Origin of the sequence: Aeromonas sp. 6P (assembly GCF_051919525.1) — a bacterium.
In the GTDB taxonomy this organism is placed as follows: Bacteria; Pseudomonadota; Gammaproteobacteria; order Enterobacterales; family Aeromonadaceae; genus Aeromonas; species Aeromonas veronii.
This window is the reverse complement of record NZ_JBQBEO010000002.1, coordinates 889,330-907,802: the sequence shown is the minus strand read 5'-3', so window position 1 is coordinate 907,802 and position 18,473 is coordinate 889,330. Positions and strand designations below refer to the sequence as shown.

Here is an 18,473-nt window from a genome sequence, read left to right as displayed (position 1 = left end):
CCAGAGGATGCTCAGCTGACAAGTGCTATTTTTAAATTTTTGAATCGTTTGAACAAGATACAACCAGGGCGACTAAAAAGCCGCCCTGGTTGTTCATTAAAGCGCCGATTCAACCTGTTTGGCGATGCGCTGAGCCATGTCACGAACCTGCTGTTCATGCTCCCCTTCGACCATGACCCGGATCAGCGGTTCGGTACCTGATTTACGCAACAGTACGCGACCACGACCAGCCAGCTCCTGTTCCACCTTGGCAACCTCAGCCATGACAGCATCTGCGGCCAGCGGATCCTTGCCTTCGGCAAAGCGAACATTCACCAGCACCTGCGGGAACTTGCTCATGCCGGAGCGCAACTTGGCCAGCGGCATCTCGGCACTGCGCATGGCGGTAAGCACCTGCAAGGCAGCCACGATGCCATCACCCGTAGTGGTTTGATCAAGACAGATAATGTGGCCGGAGTTCTCGCCACCGATACGCCAGCCCTTCTCTTCCATCATCTCCAGCACATAGCGGTCACCTACCTTGGCACGGGCAAACGGAATACCCAGGGTTTGCAGCGCCAGCTCCAGACCCATGTTGGCCATCAGGGTGCCGACGACACCGCCTTTGAGGCGACCATTGCGCAGGGCATCGCGCGCGATGATATAGAGCACTTCATCACCGTCGATGAGATAGCCGGTATGGTCAACCATGATCAGACGGTCACCATCACCATCAAAGGCAACCCCCAGATCGGCCTTGCACTCCAGCACCTTGGCAACCAGTGCATCAGGTGCAGTCGAACCAACACCATCGTTGATGTTGAGACCATCCGGGGCACAGCCCATGGTGATCACTTCAGCACCCAGCTCGCGGAAAACCGACGGCGCAATGTGGTAAGTAGCGCCGTGGCCACAGTCGACCACCATTTTCACCCCATCCAGATTCATGTGAGAGGGGAAGGTGCTCTTGCAGAATTCGATATAGCGACCGGCGGCATCATCAATGCGCACCGCTTTGCCAAGTTCGGCCGACTCGACACACTTGAGCTCGTGATCCAGCTCGGCTTCGATAGCCAGCTCGACATCATCGGGCAGCTTGGTGCCGTCGGCGGAGAAGAACTTGATGCCGTTGTCGTAGAAGGGATTGTGGGAAGCGCTGATGACGATGCCAGCTTCGGCACGGAAAGTGCGAGTCAGGTAGGCAACCGCCGGCGTGGGCATCGGTCCCATCAGAATGGCCTTGAGGCCTGCCGCAGAGAGCCCCGCTTCCAGCGCGGATTCCAGCATGTAACCGGAGATGCGGGTATCTTTGCCAATCAGCACCTTTTTGGTGCCCTTCTTGGAGAGCACCTTGCCGGCAGCCCAACCTAATTTCATTACAAAATCAGGGGTGATCGGGTATTCGCCAACCTTGCCGCGCACACCATCGGTACCGAAATACTTTCTTGCCATTGTCTGTTCTCTTTATTATCTGGAAATAAAATCTTGTCCCGTCATTGCCAGCCAACCGACGCGCAATGCGTCCATGGTCTCCCGTACATCATGTACCCTGATGATGCGGGCCCCATGCTGCATGCCGATAAGGGCGCATGCCAGACTGCCCGCCAGACGCTCATCCACCGGACGGCCCAGCAGGTTGCCTATCATAGACTTTCGCGACATCCCCACCAATAGCGGCAAGCCATAATCAAGCAGTTCCTTTTGAGCCGCCAACAGCTGATAGTTGTGTGCAAGGGTTTTGCCAAAGCCATATCCCGGATCCAGCAACAGCTCTTCACGACGGATCCCGACCGCCAGACAAGCCGCAATACGCTCATCAAAGAAGGCGCGCACCTCCCCGATCAGGTCGTCATAGTGCGGCTCGACTTGCATGGTTCTCGGCTGCCCCTGCATATGCATCAGACAGACCGGAACCCGCGCTTCGGCCGCGGCTTGCAGTGCTCCCGGCTCTTGCAGTGCCCGCACATCGTTGATCAGATGGGCTCCCGCCTTGCAACCCTCCCGCATCACAGCCGCTTTGGAGGTATCGAGGGAGATCATCACATCCAGCTCACGGGCCATCTGCTCCACGACAGGAATGACCCTGTCCAGCTCCTCCTGCTCGTTCACATCGGGCGCACCAGGGCGGGTTGACTCGCCACCGATATCGATAAGGGTCGCCCCATCCGCCACCATTTGACGGGCATGGGCCATTGCCCGTTCAAACTGGTTGAAATTACCGCCATCGGAGAAGGAGTCGGGCGTCACATTGAGGATCCCCATCACATGGGGACGATCGAGGGAGAGGCTGAGCCCCTTGCTGGTTAACTGCATTTTCACGTCCATCTGATAAAGAAAAACCCCGGGCAAGCCCGGGGTTTGGAGAGTCACAATTATTTAGCCGGCGCGTCATTGGCTTTGTCGATAGTGACATCCGCCACCGGTGCAGCCTCATCGGCAGGCTTGGCCTCGGCAGCCACAGTGGAACCGCCTTGCGGGGTATCACCATGCTCGTCATGCCAGTTGCTCGGAGCACGAACCTCGCGACGGGCCATCAGATCATCGATCTGTTTGGCGTCGATGGTTTCGTACTTCATCAGCGCATCTTTCATGCTGTGCAACACGTCCATATTATCCAGCAGGATCTGCTTGGAACGGGCGTAGTTGCGGTCGATGACCTGCTTGACCTCTGCATCGATCACGCGAGCGGTATCGTCGGACATATGCTTGGCCTTGGCCATGCTGCGACCGAGGAACACCTCGCCATCTTCTTCCGCATAGAGCATCGGGCCGAGACGCTCGGACATACCCCACTGGGTCACCATCTTGCGTGCAATCTCGGTGGCACGCTCGATATCGTTGGATGCACCGGTCGATACCTTCTCGGCACCGTAGATCAGCTCTTCTGCCAGACGACCGCCATACAGACTGGAGATCATCGACTCCAGATGCTGCTTGGAGTGGCTCCAGCGATCCTGCTCCGGCAGATACATGGTCACACCCAGCGCACGACCGCGCGGAATGATGGAGACCTTGTAAACCGGGTCATGGTCAGGAACGAGACGACCAATGATGGCGTGACCAGCTTCATGATACGCAGTCATCTCTTTCTCGGACTCTTTCATCACCATGGAGCGACGTTCTGCGCCCATCATGATCTTGTCCTTCGCCTTCTCGAACTCAGCCATGGAGACCACACGGCGACTTTCGCGAGCGGAGAAGAGCGCAGCTTCGTTGACCAGGTTAGCAAGGTCAGCGCCGGAGAAGCCGGGCGTGCCGCGGGCAATCAGCGCCGGGTTGACATCATCTGCCAACGGAACCTTGCGCATGTGTACTTTCAGGATCTGCTCGCGACCACGGACATCCGGCAGACCGACCACAACCTGACGGTCGAAACGGCCCGGACGCAGCAGTGCCGGATCCAGTACGTCAGGACGGTTGGTGGCAGCAATGACGATGATGCCTTCATTGCCTTCAAAACCATCCATCTCGACCAGCATCTGGTTAAGAGTCTGCTCACGCTCATCATGACCACCGCCCAGACCGGCGCCACGCTGACGACCGACGGCGTCGATTTCATCGATGAAGATGATGCAGGGAGAGGATTTCTTGGCCTGCTCGAACATGTCGCGTACCCGGGAGGCACCGACACCGACGAACATCTCCACGAAATCGGAACCCGAGATGGTGAAGAACGGCACCTTGGCCTCACCCGCAATGGCCTTGGCCAGCAGAGTTTTACCGGTACCGGGAGGACCAACCAGCAGTACGCCAGTCGGGATCTTGCCACCCAGTTTCTGGAATTTGCTCGGGTCGCGCAGATAGTCGACCAGCTCCTTCACCTCTTCCTTGGCTTCATCGCAACCTGCAACATCGGCAAAGGTAGTCTTGATCTGATCTTCGCTCATCAGGCGAGCCTTGCTCTTGCCGAACGACATGGCACCTTTGCCACCGCCGCCCTGCATCTGACGCATGAAGAAGACCCAGACACCGATCAGCAGCAGCATCGGGAACCAGGAGATGAAGATAGAGGTCAACAGAGACGGCTCTTCCGGCTTCTCGCCCATCACTTTGACATTGTGATTGAGCATGTCGTTGAGCAGCTGGGGATCCGGCGCAGGGATGATGGTGGTGAATCGTTCACCAGTACGCTTGACGCCATTAATGACCTTACCGTCCATCCGCACTTCACGGATCTGCTCTTGGGTCACCTCTTTAACGAAGCTGGAATAGTCCAGCTGGCGACTGGTGGTATCGCTGGGGCTGAAGCTATTGAACACCGACATCAAAACGACGGCGATGACCAGCCACAGGATTAAGTTTTTCGCCATGTCACTCAAATCAGTAACCTCGCAGACTGACAGTTAACGATGAAGGTTAGGGTACTACAGTTTAAAACCGGTAGCCACAATGTAGACTTCCCGTGATCTGGCGCGGGATGAGTCTGGTTTACGAATTTTGACAGCGGAGAAAAGTTTACGAATTTCATTGAGATAGGCATCAAAGCCCTCTCCCTGAAACACCTTCACTACGAAACTGCCGTCACTACGCAATACCTGATTGCACATGTCCAGCGCCAGCTCGACCAGATACATGGCGCGAGCCTGATCCACCTGCTGGGTACCGCTCATGTTGGGCGCCATATCAGACATCACGACATCGACCTTGTCGGGACCCACTCGCTCCAGCAAAGCGCCGAGTACAGTTTCCTCCCGAAAGTCCCCTTGCAGGAAATCGACACCAGCAATGGGATCCATCGGCAAAATGTCACATGCGATGACGCGACCCGAATCACCAACCTGTTCAACCGCGAACTGGGACCAACCACCGGGGGCTGCTCCCAAATCCACTACGGTCATGCCATGTTTCAGCAAGCGATCCTTGCCCTGGATCTCGTCAATCTTGAAAACAGCACGAGAACGCAGGCCCATTTTCTGGGCTTTTTTGACGTATTGATCGTCGAAATGTTCTTTTAACCAGCGAGTTGAACTGGGGGAACGTTTTTTCTGGGTCATGATAATCGACTTTAAAAAACCACAAGGGTTATTAGTATTAAGGGCTAAGTGGGGGTAGAATACGCCCCTTTCAACCCTGACTTATGAAGAAATTGCGATGATTCTCAACAATAAACAGAAACAGTACCTCAAGGGCCTTGCCCATAGCCTCAAGCCTGTCGTCCTGCTGGGTCAGCATGGTCTGACCGAAGGTGTACTGGCCGAGATCGATCTGGCACTGAACCATCACGAGCTGATCAAGGTTAAGGTTGCCTCTGAAGATCGCGAAATGAAACAACTGGTTATGGATGCTATCGTCCGTGAAACCGGTTCAATCAAGGTGCAAAGCATGGGTCATGTGCTGACCATTTATCGTCAAGCCAACGAACCCAAAATCCAGCTGCCCCGCAAGTAAAAGGAAAGAGCATCGCTCTTTCCTTATTCCACTTCTTCCCGAGTCGCTTGCCAAAGTAGTCGCAAAGCCCTTAACCTGCGATGAATACTTCCGGACACGCATTATGGCTCACCATCCTATTCTGACCGACGATGAGCTGGCCATGCTGCGGGACTTGGGGAGCAATCAGGACACCCATGTTCTGAGTGGTCACCTCGATGCCCCCATGCTTGGCTTGCTGCAAAAAGCCGAACACCTTGTACTCGAAGCCCGCTTCGCTGGCCATCAGCTGCGTTTTCCCCTGAGCTTTACCCAAGGGGAAGATGGCTTCGTCGAGCCCCGGTTATCTGCACCGGTCATCAGGGAGCTGGGATTTGCGCAACCGCGCGCCTGGCGTCTCACACAAAAAGCCAAACTTTGCAGCGAGCTGGGCCTGTTTCAGGTACTCAGCCTCTCCCTCAACGGCCTCATCGTGGAAAATTTGCCAATCGACATGGTGGCCGATACTCCCATCAACGGCGAGCTCTGCATCGAGCAAGAGGACCCTCTTCCACTGCAGGGACGACTGGTAAGGCGCATCAAAGCCAATGCCGACCATGCCACCTGGGCACTGAGCTTTCAGATGAGCGAGAACAACATCGAACGGCTGCGCCACTGGTTGTTTCAGCGCCATCAGGACGCCTTTACCGAGGCGTATCTGTCCTGATTTTAATCAATAATCACATAGATAAAGACAAACAGGGGAGCGCAAGCCCCCCTGTTTCATCGTCTGTAGCATTCGCTTAGATATAAGCGACTTCCAGTACTTCGTATTCCACATCGCCAGCAGGGGTCTTGACGATTGCGACATCGTCCACTTCTTTGCCAATCAGGGCGCGAGCAATGGGGGAGTTGACAGAGATGAGGTTCTGTTTGATATCAGCCTCATCATCACCCACGATGCGGTAAACCACCTCTTCCTCTGTCTCGCTCTTGAGCAGAGTCACAGTCGCGCCAAAAATAACGCGGCCGTTGTTGGTCATCTTGGTGACGTCGATCACCTGAGCATTGGAGAGCTTGGCTTCAATCTCCTGAATGCGACCTTCACAGAACCCCTGCTGCTCGCGAGCGGCATGGTATTCGGCGTTTTCCTTCAGATCGCCGTGCTCACGGGCATCGGCAATCGCTTCGATAATCTGGGGACGAAGCTCGGTCTTGAGATAATCGAGCTCTTCGCGCAGCTTCTCAGCGCCGCGAACAGTCATCGGAGTATGATTCATAGTCGAAACCTGGGTTGCTTGAAAATAGAAACTGCGGCCATCTGCAAGGAGGCCGCAGCAATCGGTTCGGATGAGGCATCTTAATATGAAGCCAACACAAAATCCACGTCAGCCCCCTGATGCAGATCCCACTTGCGTCATCGGCATTCCCTTCGCTTACTTCCCTTCCGGTACGGAAATGGGGGCCGAAACGGTCGGTTTGCCCTGCATGATGGCGATCTCCACCCGCCGGTTCATCCGACGATTTTCCGGGGTGGTATTGGGCACCAATGGCTGGGAATCCGCCATCCCCTGCACCACCAGCCGCCCCTGATCAAAACCGGGGACCTTCAGCATCTGGTGCGCCACCGCCACCGCCCGTTGCGACGACAGCTCCCAGTTGGACTGGAACAGCTCATCTTCGGTCGCCACGTTGTCGGTGTGACCGGAGATGGTGATTTCACCCGGCACATCCTTGAGCAGGGTCGCTACCTTGCGAATGACCGGCCAGAACTGTGGCTGCAGAAATGCCGAACCGGCCGGGAAAGACGCTTTTTCCCTGATCCGGATGATGATCTGCTGGCCCAGCGCCTCAATTTCGATGGCGCCATCCTGGATCTGATCTTTCATCTGCTCGGCGAGGGCTTTGGCCAGGGTATTGGACTGTTCTTGCGCCTTCTTCGCATCCTGCGCGGTATCGCCCCCCGTCTGTTTGCCATCACTCTTGTCCTGACCACCTGCCTGATCCGACTCGCCGGGCAGAAACTCCAGTTCGGTCTGGGTCAGATCGATGGTCTGCTGCATCACGGTATCAATTGGCGTGGGTTCCGGGCGACCGGGCCTGAACTCCTGGGCAATCACCGAGGTCCCCTTGGGAATATCTTTCACCTCAAGGATGTTCTGTACCCCGAATGCCTTGTCCATGGAACCGGCTATCTGCTTGAACTTCTGCACATCCATCTCGGCAAAGGAGAGCAACAGCACGAAGAAGCACATCAGCAACGACATCAGGTCGGCAAAGGTTCCCATGTAACCAGGGAGCCCTGGTGGCGGGCACTTGCAATCAGACATAACGCCCCCTATTCGGTGCCGGTATTACGTTTGGACTGGTTCAGATAGTTTTGCAGCATGGACTGGATCACCCGAGGATTCTGACCATCCTGAATCCCCATAATGGCATCAAGGATCAGGGTACGACTGAGCTTCTCCTCCCCGCTGCGCAGCTCCAGCTTGTCGGCAATCGGGATCGCCAACATATTGGCCTCTATCGCACCGTACAGGGTGGTAAGCAAGGCCACCGCCATCGCCGGCCCGATCGACTTGGGGTCACTCATGTTGGCCAGCATGGCCACCAGACCCACCAACGTACCTATCATCCCCATGGCAGGGCCCAGATCCCCAAGGGTACGGAAGACCTTGATGGCAATGACATGGCGCTCGGCTGTCAGGTCGATATCCTTTTCCATCACGGCACGCACCACTTCGGCATCGTGACCATCCACCAGCATGTCGATCCCTTTTTTCATAAATGCATTGGGGATCTCTGCGGCCTCCAGCGCCAAAAAGCCCCCTTTGCGAGCCGCGTCAGCCAGCTCGACGGCTTTGGTAATCAGGTCTTCAAGCTTGTCGCCCTTGTACATAAAGGCTTTGCCCGCCACCTTGAATGCCATCAGGAACTGGCCAAGGTTGAACTTCATCATGGCGATGAAGATTGAGCCCAATACAGTGATGTAGACCGATGGCATATCCACATACATGCTCATGGGGCCACCCAGCAGCATGCCGTACACCACCACCCCGAAACCCAGCACTATCCCTATCAGACTGCCTAGATCCACGTCCCTACTCCTGTCACCGGTTCTTATGTCTATTTATAGTCTGTTGAATTTTCTGCTATTGCGACCCATGCGGCAAGCATGCATCCACTGAGAATGATGGCTCATTATCGGCCAGTTTAGCGAGAGTTTGAGGGGGCGATGCTTTTCTGCCTCCCCCCTGTGGGCGGTCGATGTTAATATAAGCCGTTTTTTTCAATCCCCGAGGATGGACATGGCCAGTAAAAAAATCGACCGTCTGAGTTTTGATGCCACTCTGGAAGAGCTGGAAACCATCGTTCATCAGCTGGAACAAGGTTCCCTACCCCTGGAAGAGGCACTCAAGCAGTTCGAGCAGGGCGTTCATCTGGTGGGCCGGTCAGCAGAAGCTGGAACTGGCCGAACAGAAGATCCAGATCCTGCTCAGTCAAGCCGATGGCAGTGACCAGCTCGCCCCCTTCCAGCCAGAACAAGGAGAGGAGTGAGTGGCGCTGGACCATTTTTCCCGTCTGCATCGTCAGCGTATTGACGACTGTCTGTCAGCACAACTTGAATCCTTGCCCGCCATGGCGCCACGCCTGCGCGATGCCATGAGTTATGGCCTGCTGCTGGGCGGCAAGCGGGTTCGCCCGTTTCTGGTCTACGCGGTCGGCGAGATGCTGGGCGTCAAGAGCGAACTGCTGGATGGCCCCGCGGCTGCCGTGGAGTGCATCCACGCCTACTCCCTGCTGCACGATGACCTGCCCGCCATGGATAACGACGACCTGCGTCGTGGTCAGCCAACCGTTCACAAGGCGTTTGACGAAGGAACCGCCATTCTGGCCGGTGATGCGCTGCAGACCCTGGCGTTCTCCATTCTGGCCGACCATCCCATGCCCGATACCTTGATGGCCAACCGGGTGCGGATGCTGAGTACCCTCGCCCGCGCCTCCGGCTATCTCGGTATGTGTGGCGGTCAGGCGCTGGATCTGCAGGCCGAAGGGCGCCAGATCTCGCTCGCCGAGCTGGAGCAGGTACACCGTCACAAGACCGGTGCGCTGATTGAATGTGCCGTGGCACTCGGCGCCCTGTGCAAAGCCGATGTTGACGAAACCACCCTGGCTGCACTGCAAACCTACGCCGCTGCGATTGGCCTCGCCTTCCAGGTGCAGGATGACATCCTCGACATCACAGGTGATACCGCCACCCTGGGCAAGCCGCAAGGTTCTGACCTGGCGCTGGAGAAAAGTACCTATCCGGCCCTGCTCGGACTCGAAAACGCTCGTGAGCTGGCTCGCGAACTGCATGGGAAAGCCTTAACAGCCCTGCAATCCTTGCCCTACAATACCGACATTCTGGAAGCGTTTGCCGATTACATCATCGAGCGAACCCACTAAACGCTGGATAACAGTAACAATATGAGCGTTGATATTAGCAATTTCCCCAACCTGGCCCTCGCGGACACTCCGGTCGAGCTGCGTTCCTTGCCCAAAGATCGGCTGCCGGTGCTGTGCAACGAGCTGCGCGAATATCTGCTGCGCTCTGTCAGCCGCTCCAGCGGACACTTTGCCTCCGGTCTCGGCACGGTCGAACTGACCATAGCCCTGCACTACGTCTACAACACCCCGTTCGATCGGCTGATCTGGGACGTGGGCCATCAGGCCTATCCCCACAAGATCCTGACCGGGCGCCGTGATCAAATCCACACCATCCGCCAGAAGGATGGTCTGCACCCCTTCCCCTGGCGTGGCGAGAGCGAGTACGACGTGCTCTCCGTCGGCCACTCCAGCACCTCCATCGGTGCCGCCCTCGGCATGGCGGTCGCCGCCGAGAGCGAAGGGCTGGGTCGCAAGGTGGTCGCGGTGATCGGTGACGGTGCCATTACCGCAGGGATGGCGTTTGAAGCGCTCAACCACGCCGGCGATGTTCACAAGGACATGCTGGTGATCCTCAACGACAACGAGATGTCCATCTCCGAGAATGTCGGCGCGCTCAACAACCATCTGGCCCGGGTCATGTCCGGCAAGCTCTACACCACCATCCGCGAAGGTGGCAAGAAGGTGCTGGCCGGTCTGCCGCCGGTCAAGGAGCTGGCCAAGCGGGCCGAAGAGCACCTCAAGGGGATGGTGGTGCCCGGCACCCTGTTCGAGGAGTTTGGCTTCAACTATATCGGCCCCATCGACGGTCACGATATCGAGGCGCTGGTCGAGACCCTGCGCAACATGCGCAACCTCAAGGGGCCGCAACTGCTGCACGTCAAGACCAAGAAGGGCAAGGGATACGAGCCGGCGGAGAAAGACCCCATTGGTTATCACGCGGTACCCAAGTTCAATCCGGACGAGTGCGCCCTGCCCAAGGCGAGCAGCGCCAAACCCACCTTCTCCGCCATCTTTGGCCAATGGCTGTGCGACATGGCCGCCAAAGACGAAAAGCTGGTCGGCATCACCCCCGCCATGCGCGAAGGCTCGGGGCTGGTAAAATTCAGCCAGCAATATCCGGATCGCTACTTCGATGTGGCCATTGCAGAGCAGCATGCGGTCACGTTCGCCGCGGGTCTTGCCATCGCCGACAAGAAGCCTGTGGTGGCCATCTATTCGAGCTTCCTGCAGCGCGCCTACGATCAGGTGATCCACGACGTAGCGCTGCAAGATCTGCCGGTGCTATTCGCCATCGACCGGGCCGGTCTGGTGGGCGCCGATGGCCCGACCCATCAGGGGGCGTTCGACATCAGCTTCCTGCGCACCGTGCCCAACATGGTAGTGATGACGCCATCTGATGAGAATGAGTGCCGCCAGATGCTCTATACCGGCTATCTCCATCAGGGCCCTGCCGCAGTGCGCTACCCCCGCGGCAGCAGCCTGAGCGACGCCCCCATCTCGTCAGAAATGCAGGCACTGGAGCTCGGCAAGGGACGAATCCTGCGAGAGGGCAAGGGCACTGCCATTCTGGCGTTTGGCACCTTGCTGCACCACGCGAAAGCGGCCGCCGAAGCACTGGATGCCACCCTGGTGGACATGCGCTTTGTCAAACCGATGGATGAGGCGCTGGTGCTGTCGCTGGCGGCCAGCCACGATCACTTCGTCACCATCGAAGACAACGCCATCATGGGCGGCGCCGGTTCGGCGGTGAACGAACTGCTGATGCGCAGCAAGCAGTGCAAGCCGGTGCTCAACCTCGGCTTGCCGGATCGCTTCGTGGAACAGGGTACCCAGCAGGAGATCTATGCCCTGCTCGGTCTGGACGATGCAGGCATCCAGCGCAGCATCGAAAGCTGGCTGCAAGCCTGATAAATATCTTTATTGCTAATGTGTAATGCCCGTCGAGTCACTACGACGGGCATTTCTACATAGCCCCCACCATCCTCAGAGTTCCGTTCTTCACAAAGTGTATCCTCGCCTTTCAGCAACGCCTCGTTATAAGTAGATAGACTCTCTGAAATTTTATCTCATGATGATGGTTAGCTATTTGATGAGCTCACCACGGTCAATATCTAACCTATCAATATAATCCCCTCTTGATATGAACAAATAAAGGCATGACAGGAAAACGTTTTACGTTAATTTAGTGTGCGGTAGTTCAAAGGTACAGCAGTTGTTTATTTTCATTCCTAACGTTATGTCTAAAATCTCTCCACTCCTGTTCGCTACGGAATCAACAGGACAATAACAATATGGGACTCTTACCAATGAAAAAGACACTACTAGCCGTCACTATCTCTTTATCTCTGTTTGGGCTAACAGCCTGCGATTCTGAAAATACCAGTAAAGAGCATATTCCTCTGGAACTGACTGTTGCCCATATCAATGATACCCATGCTCACCTAGATCCGACTGAAAACGCCTTGGCTATTCAACCGACAGGGCAACAACTGTTCAAGTTCAATGCCCAGCTGGGTGGTTATCCCCGTCTGAAATTCAAACTGGATGAACTGCGTGAGCAGGCTCGCAAAGATGGTCGTCACTTCCTGACCTTGTTTGGCGGTGATGCCTTCCAGGGCACTCTCTATTTCACAAAATTCGAGGGAGAGGAAGAATCACGCCTTCTATCTGAGATGGGGATTGATGCTGCGACCTTGGGCAACCATGAATTTGATCTCGGCAATACCCCCCTCAACAACTATGCAACCAAGGTCAACTACCCTATCGTGGCAGCCAACCTGGTCAAATCAAGCAGCAATGTTTTGAAAGACAACACGAATATTTACGAATATATCATTAAAGAAATCAATGGCGAAAGTGTCGGCATATTTGGCCTAAATAGCTGTTCCGAATAGTAGATCTCTGGAGGAAGGGAACTCAGTCCAGTTTGTGCGATCTCATTAGTCGCCAAACAAAACAAGCCACACCCAAAGGACTGAGTTGATGCCTATCCTACCACCCCTGCCACGACCACAACGGCGCCGCATTCACAAAATCATCCATGCCACGCGTGATAAAGGGCATGCTCGTCGCTTGATGGCCATCTTGCTGTTACATGAAGGCCGCACGATCACTGATGTTCATCACCTTACCGGCGCTGCTCGTTCGACCATCGGCCGTTGGCTTCGGTGGTATCGGGATGAAGGTGTGGGGGCGCTAGAAGCCTTACCGGCTGGCCGTGCCCCGGTCTTACCTGTCGCCAAGATTGTCACCTTACTGGTGCTGCTCATGCAGTTTTCTCCGCAAGATTTTGGTTATCAGCGCAGCCGCTGGTGTACCGAACTATTGGCTATCAAAATCAATCGGTTAACAGGCCTCAATATGGCAGCCTCCACACTCCGCCGATGGTTACCTCGTATGGGTATTGTCTGGCGAAGACCCGTGCCGACCTTGCGGATAAAAGACCCAGCCTATCAGGAGAAAATGGCGGATATCGACGCGGCGCTGGCCCGCTGTGATGCCGATCATCCGGTGTTTTATGAGGATGAAGTTGATATAGACCTCAATCCCAAATTAGGGGCCGACTGGATGTTCAGAGCGCAGCAAAAGCGGGTTGTCACACCGGGACAGAACGCGAAACATTACCTGGCAGGTGTTCTCCATGCAGGCAACGGAAGAGTGCTTTACGTCAGCGGGATAAAGAAAAACTCATCCCTGTTTATCGCCATGCTGGAAAAGCTGCGTCGCCACTACCGACGAGCCAAAACCATCACGTTGATCCTCGATAACTACATCATTCACAAAAGCAAACAGACCGAGCGATGGTTGAAGAAGAATCCCAAGTTCTGCCTGGTATTCCAGCCAGTTTACAGTCCTTGGGTTAATCACATCGAACGGCTGTGGCACAAGTTACATGAAACCATCACACGCAATCATCAATGCAGAGGAATGGCCAACCTGCTGGCTCGAGTGAAACACTTCATGGATACCGTGTCTCCTTTCCCCGGGAATAGCTATGGCACAGCGAAGGTGTAGCACTATTGGGATCAGTTATTTAGTGCTCGACAATATGCACGATATATCTTCACCAGATAAAGATACCCAGTTCCAGCCGATGATTGCATCCGCACAACGCACTGTTGATACCTTGAAGAAAAAGGGGGTCAATAAAGTCATCATGGTAACCCATATCGGCCTGCAAAATGACCAAGCTGTCGCCAAGGCTGTCAACGGTATCGACCTGATCGTCGGCGGTCACTCCCAAACATTCCTTGGCGATATCAATGAGATAAAATCCATCGGTTATAGCCAGCATAACCAGAATGAAAGCGATGATAATAGGTACGCCCAGCTGATCACCAATCCGGATGGTGGCAAAACCTGTATTGTTCAAGCCGGTGAGTGGGCCAAAGGCTATGGCTTGGTCAATGTTTCCCTGACTAAAGAAGGCACTATCACCAAGTGTGAAGGACGTAATACCCTGATGAGTGCTGACAACTTCACCAAGGAAGTAAACAAGAAGAAAGTTCCCGTGACAGACGCCGAGCAGACCAACGTTGTCGATTTTTTTGCCAAGTCGCCCATCATCGAGATAGTGCCGGAAAACCAGGCCATGCGCGATGTAATCAACACCGAATACAAACCCGCAGTTGAGGCATTGGAGAAACAGGTCATCGCCGATGTGCCCACCGAACTGAAGTGGGCAAGGATTCCGACTTCCGAAGGCTCTGATGGTGCCAGCCAAATTACCCCACTTGTAGCAGAGGGGCTGTACTGGAAATTAAATCAACTGGCAGACAACGGCCAACAAAAAATGCGCGTTGACTTCACTCTGCAAAACGCAGGCGGTGTCAGAACTAACGTTAATGCAGGCAGTCTGACCGTTGGTTATGTCATGGGGACACTGTTGCCATTTGGCAATAAGATCGCTGTTTTCAATATCAAAGGAAAAGATGTTCGAGATGCCATAGAATCAGCTGTTGATTACGCAGACTCATCAAGTGGGGCATTCCCCTATGTAGGCCACCTGAGTTACACGTATGATGGCAAACTTGCCAAAGGTTCCCGCCTTACCAAACTGGAAGTGATGGATGCCAACGGCCAATGGGCTCCATTAGATGATGCGAAAATCTACCGGATCGGTGCAAACACCTATATTGCTGCAGGCAAAGATGGCTATAGCGGTCTGCTAAAACGTTCCGAACTGCCGTTGGAGGGTGACTATATTGACTCTGGTGTCGGTGAGAACGAGATGTTTATGGATTACGCAAAAGATAAAGGAACACTCACTGCACTGCCCTATCCAACTGTTACCTACTACAAGAAGCCCTAATAAGCTTGCAGATAAATACAACGGCGCCTTAGGGCGCCGTTTTTATGGCATACTCCCTCCCCCATGCCCGAGGAGAGAGTTGATGGCCAAGTACGACAAGATTTCCCCTGAGACCCAGCAGGAGGCGATGAAAATTGCCCGTGCCAACCAGAAGCCGGGGCAGAGCAAGGAACAGACCCAGCTTATCGCGCAAGGGATCCAGAAAGGCATCGACGAATACAAGAAACAGATGAAGGCGCGGGCCCGTGAAGCGAGCCGCCAGAAAAAATTGCAGGCCAAAGCCAGGCAGCCACAGGGCGCGCCCCAAACCGAAGAACAAGACGATCAGCTGGAGCTGGTTGAAGTAAGCCATCAGCATCCCCTGCCCTGGATCTTGCTGGTGCTGAGCTGGCTGGGATTTGCTGCAGCCTGGCTCTGGTTGCACTAAGACGCGCTAGCAAACCTTTATCCGGGATCCTCTTCACAGCCCGGGCCTGGGCTGCTGGTGATTACCTGCGAAGAGTGGTTAAATCGCGCGCCTCTTGCACCGGACTCCCTGTTTTTTGACGATCAGTTTTCAGGAAAGATGTTATGAACCCCGCTCCGCTCTATCTGCTGGCCCCTTTTGTTCTGTTCCTTGTGACCATGCTGCTCTATCGCATTTCGCCGCTGCGGGCGGTCGCCGCCGGTGGGGTACGCTGGTTTATCCTGCCGGCCTTCACCCTGTTTATTTTGCTGATCATCATCAATGGAGCCGCCGATCCCGCCCTGCGCGATCCGGCATTCCACTGGTTGATGCCGGGGCTTGGCTTTGCCCTGAGCCTGTTTCCGGCCCTGCCCAAGGCGCTGGTGCCACGGCTCGCCATCAAGGAGGGGGCCTTTGCCGCCCTCGGTCTGATGCTGATGAGCCTGGCCATGGTCTACTGACCAACCGGCCACATGATGCAAGGGGCGCTCTGTGACGGGCGCCCCTTGTACAAACAATGGCCTGCAGGCATCTTGGTGACAGGATAACCAGCAAGGAGGCCAAATGGACAATCCGCCCGATTTCATGGCGCTGTGGGATTATCAGGATCCCGCCGCCAGCGCCCTGCGTTTTCACACCCTTCTTCCCGAAGCGCGCGCCGCCGCCGACCTGCAGCTCGAACTGGAGTTGCTGACCCAAATTGCCCGCACCCATTCGCTGCAGCGCCAGTTTGCCGACGCCCATCAGCTGCTCGACGAGATAGAGCCCCGCCTCACCGACACAACCCCCAGAGCGCGGATCCGGGCCCTGCTGGAACGAGGCCGCACCTTTAACTCGGCGGGCGACAAAGCCAGCGCCAAACCGCTGTTTGAACAAGCCTGGCAGTGGGGACTCAAGGAGAAGGAGACCTATCTCGCCATCGACGCCGCTCACATGATCGCCATCGCCGCACCACTTGAAGAGCAGAGCCGCTGGCATCAACTGGCGATGGAGCTGGCGGAACGCAGCAGTGACGAGAAGGTGCGTGGCTGGCTGGCCCCCCTTTACAACAATCAGGGCTGGACCCTGTTCGAATTGGGCCGCTTTGAGGAGGCGAAAATCCAGCAGCAGAAGTGTCTGGCCTGGCATCTACAACATAACCAGCCGGCCAAGGCGTTTATCGCTCGCTGGAGTCTGGCTCGCCTGACCCGGGCCCAGGGTCAGCACCAGCAGGCGCTGGCAGAGCTGCACCAGCTCAAGGCCGATATGGCCGAGGCTGGCGAACCAGAGGATGGTTATCTGTTCGAGGAGCTGGGGGAGAATGCCTTGGTGCTGGACGATCCGCTGGCCGCGGAATACTTCTCCCGTGCCTGGTTTCTGCTGTCGCAGGACCGCTGGTTCAGCGCCAACGAGGGGGAGCGACTGGCCCGCCTCAAGCGCCTCGCCAAACTCTGATCCTCAAAATAGAAAGGGCGGCACGCTAACCGCCCTCTCTGCTGGCAAGATGGTTCAGGCCCGATTGGACTCTTCCCACCCCTGCTTTTTACGGTAAATGGTGGAGGGGCTGATCTCGAGCAGGGCCGCCGCCTTGGGAATATTGCCGTCACAGCTGGCGATGGCCTGTTCGATCACCTCTTTCTCCACCAGCCAGAGCGGACGAATTGGCCCGTTAGCCACGCCGGTGGCGGCCGGAGCCGATACCACCGCTGCCGCAATCGCAGCCGGCAGCTGGGGACGAACCCCATTGAGCGGTGGCGGAAGAATATCCGGGCTCACCAACTCCTTATCGTTGAGCACCACGATATTGCGCACCACGTTTTGCAGCTCGCGTACGTTGCCAGGCCAGGGGTAGTCGAGCAGCACTCGCGCCGCCTCGACATCGAAATCCTTGAAGCGTTTGTTCTCCTCCTTGGCGTAGCTCTGCAACAGGGTACGCGCCAGCAGCAGGATATCCTCGCCCCGCTCCCGCAGCGGCGGCAGGGTGAGGGGAATGACGTGGAGCCGATAGTAGAGATCCTCGCGAAAACGGCCTGCTTTCACCTCCACCAGCGGATCACGGTTGGTGGCGCAGATAAAACGCACATCCACCGTCTCGAGCTTGCCGCTGCCGACTCGCTGCACTGTGCCGGTCTGGATAAAGCGCAGCAGCTTGCTCTGCAGATCCAGGTCCATCTCGCAGATCTCGTCGAGAAACAGGGTGCCACCATCAGCCAGACTGGCCGCCCCTTTGCGATCCCCCTGGGCGCCGGTAAAAGAGCCCTTCACATGACCGAAGATCTCGCTCTCCATCAGATCGTGGGGAATGGCGGCGCAGTTGAGGGCAATAAAGGGCTGTTCGCTGCGGGGACTGCACTGGTGAATCGCCTCGGCACACACCTCTTTGCCGGTGCCGCTCTCGCCAGTGATAAAGACGGTCGCCTTGCTGGGCGCAGCGCTCTCGATGATGCGATAGACCGCCTGCATCGACATGGAGGCACCGATAAAACCGAAGAAGGAGCTGCGTTCGAAATTCTCCCGATAGTGGGCAACCAGCGAGCTCAACTGCTGGTGTTTCAAGGCATTGCGAACGGTGGCGCAGAGTCGCTTGCTGTCAAACGGCTTGGTCAGAAAATCGAAGGCACCGAGGCGCATCGCCTCCACCGCCACATCCACCGAACCGTGGGCGGTGATCACCACCACAGAGCAGGGCAACTGCTGTTCGGTGATCATCTGCAGAATATCCATACCGGACATATCCGGCAGCTCCAGATCCAGCAGCACCACGGGGGGAGGACTTGCCAGCAACTGCGCCAACGCCTGCTGACCACAGTCGGCCAGCACTACCTCGTACCCCTCCTGGCGCAGGTACTGTTCATAGACCACCGCCAGACTACGGGTATCTTCCACCAGCAGGACACGCGATTTATTTTCAGCCACTGGACTCATCCTTGTATTTGATTCTGCGATCTATTTTGCCTTATTTTCGCGTGCAAACCCAACGCC

General features: G+C 56.0%; 18 protein-coding genes and 1 pseudogene. 11 read left to right on the top strand and 8 right to left on the bottom strand.

What is annotated here, in order from left to right:
* Nucleotides 1-96 precede the first annotated feature (96 nt).
* From glmM to rlmE, 4 genes are read right to left on the bottom strand one after another with little or no spacing between them, the layout of a single operon-like run.
* Nucleotides 97-1,431, bottom strand: a complete 1,335-nt coding sequence (gene glmM, locus ACTG2J_RS04455) for a phosphoglucosamine mutase (protein WP_103250971.1) — start codon at nucleotides 1,429-1,431, stop codon at nucleotides 97-99.
* Between the two features lie 15 nt (nucleotides 1,432-1,446).
* Nucleotides 1,447-2,292: a dihydropteroate synthase gene (folP, locus tag ACTG2J_RS04450; RefSeq protein WP_113739044.1), complete on the bottom strand. Its 846-nt coding sequence runs from the start codon at nucleotides 2,290-2,292 to the stop codon at nucleotides 1,447-1,449.
* 59 nt (nucleotides 2,293-2,351) lie between these two features.
* A complete protein-coding gene (gene ftsH / locus ACTG2J_RS04445; protein WP_042060094.1) occupies nucleotides 2,352-4,298 on the bottom strand; it encodes an ATP-dependent zinc metalloprotease FtsH in 1,947 nt (648 codons plus the stop codon).
* Nucleotides 4,299-4,343: 45 nt separating this feature from the next.
* On the bottom strand, nucleotides 4,344-4,973 hold the full coding sequence (gene rlmE, locus ACTG2J_RS04440; protein WP_005338828.1) for a 23S rRNA (uridine(2552)-2'-O)-methyltransferase RlmE: 630 nt from the start codon (nucleotides 4,971-4,973) through the stop codon (nucleotides 4,344-4,346).
* 97 nt (nucleotides 4,974-5,070) lie between these two features.
* Between rlmE and yhbY the strand changes: the two genes are divergently transcribed.
* Both yhbY and ACTG2J_RS04430 read left to right on the top strand, forming a co-directional pair.
* On the top strand, nucleotides 5,071-5,367 hold the full coding sequence (gene yhbY, locus ACTG2J_RS04435) for a ribosome assembly RNA-binding protein YhbY (RefSeq protein ID WP_005338829.1): 297 nt from the start codon (nucleotides 5,071-5,073) through the stop codon (nucleotides 5,365-5,367).
* 103 nt (nucleotides 5,368-5,470) lie between these two features.
* Nucleotides 5,471-6,052: a hypothetical protein gene (locus ACTG2J_RS04430; RefSeq protein WP_021230375.1), complete on the top strand. Its 582-nt coding sequence runs from the start codon at nucleotides 5,471-5,473 to the stop codon at nucleotides 6,050-6,052.
* Between the two features lie 76 nt (nucleotides 6,053-6,128).
* Here the strand turns inward: ACTG2J_RS04430 and greA are convergent, their stop codons facing one another.
* The 3 genes from greA to pomA all read right to left on the bottom strand — a co-directional run bounded on the left by greA (nucleotide 6,129) and on the right by pomA (nucleotide 8,422).
* A complete protein-coding gene (gene greA / locus ACTG2J_RS04425) occupies nucleotides 6,129-6,605 on the bottom strand; it encodes a transcription elongation factor GreA (protein ID WP_005343528.1) in 477 nt (158 codons plus the stop codon).
* 156 nt (nucleotides 6,606-6,761) lie between these two features.
* On the bottom strand, nucleotides 6,762-7,655 hold the full coding sequence (locus ACTG2J_RS04420) for a flagellar motor protein MotB (RefSeq protein WP_005349528.1): 894 nt from the start codon (nucleotides 7,653-7,655) through the stop codon (nucleotides 6,762-6,764).
* Between the two features lie 8 nt (nucleotides 7,656-7,663).
* Nucleotides 7,664-8,422 (bottom strand): flagellar motor protein PomA, encoded by a 759-nt coding sequence (pomA, locus tag ACTG2J_RS04415; protein WP_005349525.1) that lies wholly within the window; start codon nucleotides 8,420-8,422, stop codon nucleotides 7,664-7,666.
* 211 nt (nucleotides 8,423-8,633) lie between these two features.
* Here pomA and xseB point away from each other — a divergent pair.
* The 9 genes and pseudogenes from xseB (at nucleotide 8,634) to ACTG2J_RS04370 (ending at nucleotide 16,946) form a co-directional block, all read left to right on the top strand.
* Nucleotides 8,634-8,883: pseudogene (gene xseB, locus ACTG2J_RS04410) on the top strand (exodeoxyribonuclease VII small subunit).
* A complete protein-coding gene (gene ispA / locus ACTG2J_RS04405; protein WP_439997236.1) occupies nucleotides 8,884-9,774 on the top strand; it encodes a (2E,6E)-farnesyl diphosphate synthase in 891 nt (296 codons plus the stop codon). It begins immediately after the preceding pseudogene.
* A 21-nt stretch (nucleotides 9,775-9,795) separates the two neighbouring features.
* Entirely contained in the window at nucleotides 9,796-11,664 is a 1,869-nt protein-coding gene (gene dxs, locus ACTG2J_RS04400) for a 1-deoxy-D-xylulose-5-phosphate synthase (RefSeq protein ID WP_439997235.1), read from the top strand.
* A gap of 398 nt (nucleotides 11,665-12,062) precedes the next feature.
* The gene (locus ACTG2J_RS04395) at nucleotides 12,063-12,650 is read left to right on the top strand and encodes a metallophosphoesterase (protein WP_439997234.1); all 588 of its coding nucleotides are present in this window, start codon (nucleotides 12,063-12,065) and stop codon (nucleotides 12,648-12,650) included.
* Nucleotides 12,651-12,738: 88 nt separating this feature from the next.
* Nucleotides 12,739-13,770, top strand: coding sequence for an IS630 family transposase (locus ACTG2J_RS04390; RefSeq protein ID WP_439997233.1), 1,032 nt, complete (start codon nucleotides 12,739-12,741; stop codon nucleotides 13,768-13,770).
* Nucleotides 13,751-15,067, top strand: coding sequence for a bifunctional metallophosphatase/5'-nucleotidase (locus ACTG2J_RS04385; RefSeq protein ID WP_439997232.1), 1,317 nt, complete (start codon nucleotides 13,751-13,753; stop codon nucleotides 15,065-15,067). Before ACTG2J_RS04390 ends, ACTG2J_RS04385 begins: the two co-directional genes overlap by 20 nt.
* Before the next feature lie 82 nt (nucleotides 15,068-15,149).
* Nucleotides 15,150-15,494, top strand: a complete 345-nt coding sequence (locus ACTG2J_RS04380; RefSeq protein ID WP_113739050.1) for a DUF2956 domain-containing protein — start codon at nucleotides 15,150-15,152, stop codon at nucleotides 15,492-15,494.
* A gap of 143 nt (nucleotides 15,495-15,637) precedes the next feature.
* On the top strand, nucleotides 15,638-15,973 hold the full coding sequence (locus ACTG2J_RS04375) for a hypothetical protein (RefSeq protein ID WP_005358483.1): 336 nt from the start codon (nucleotides 15,638-15,640) through the stop codon (nucleotides 15,971-15,973).
* A 103-nt stretch (nucleotides 15,974-16,076) separates the two neighbouring features.
* On the top strand, nucleotides 16,077-16,946 hold the full coding sequence (locus ACTG2J_RS04370) for a hypothetical protein (protein WP_113739051.1): 870 nt from the start codon (nucleotides 16,077-16,079) through the stop codon (nucleotides 16,944-16,946).
* Between the two features lie 54 nt (nucleotides 16,947-17,000).
* Here ACTG2J_RS04370 and ACTG2J_RS04365 read toward each other — a convergent pair whose 3' ends face one another.
* On the bottom strand, nucleotides 17,001-18,407 hold the full coding sequence (locus tag ACTG2J_RS04365; protein WP_111899894.1) for a sigma-54-dependent transcriptional regulator: 1,407 nt from the start codon (nucleotides 18,405-18,407) through the stop codon (nucleotides 17,001-17,003).
* Nucleotides 18,408-18,473: the final 66 nt, after the last annotated feature.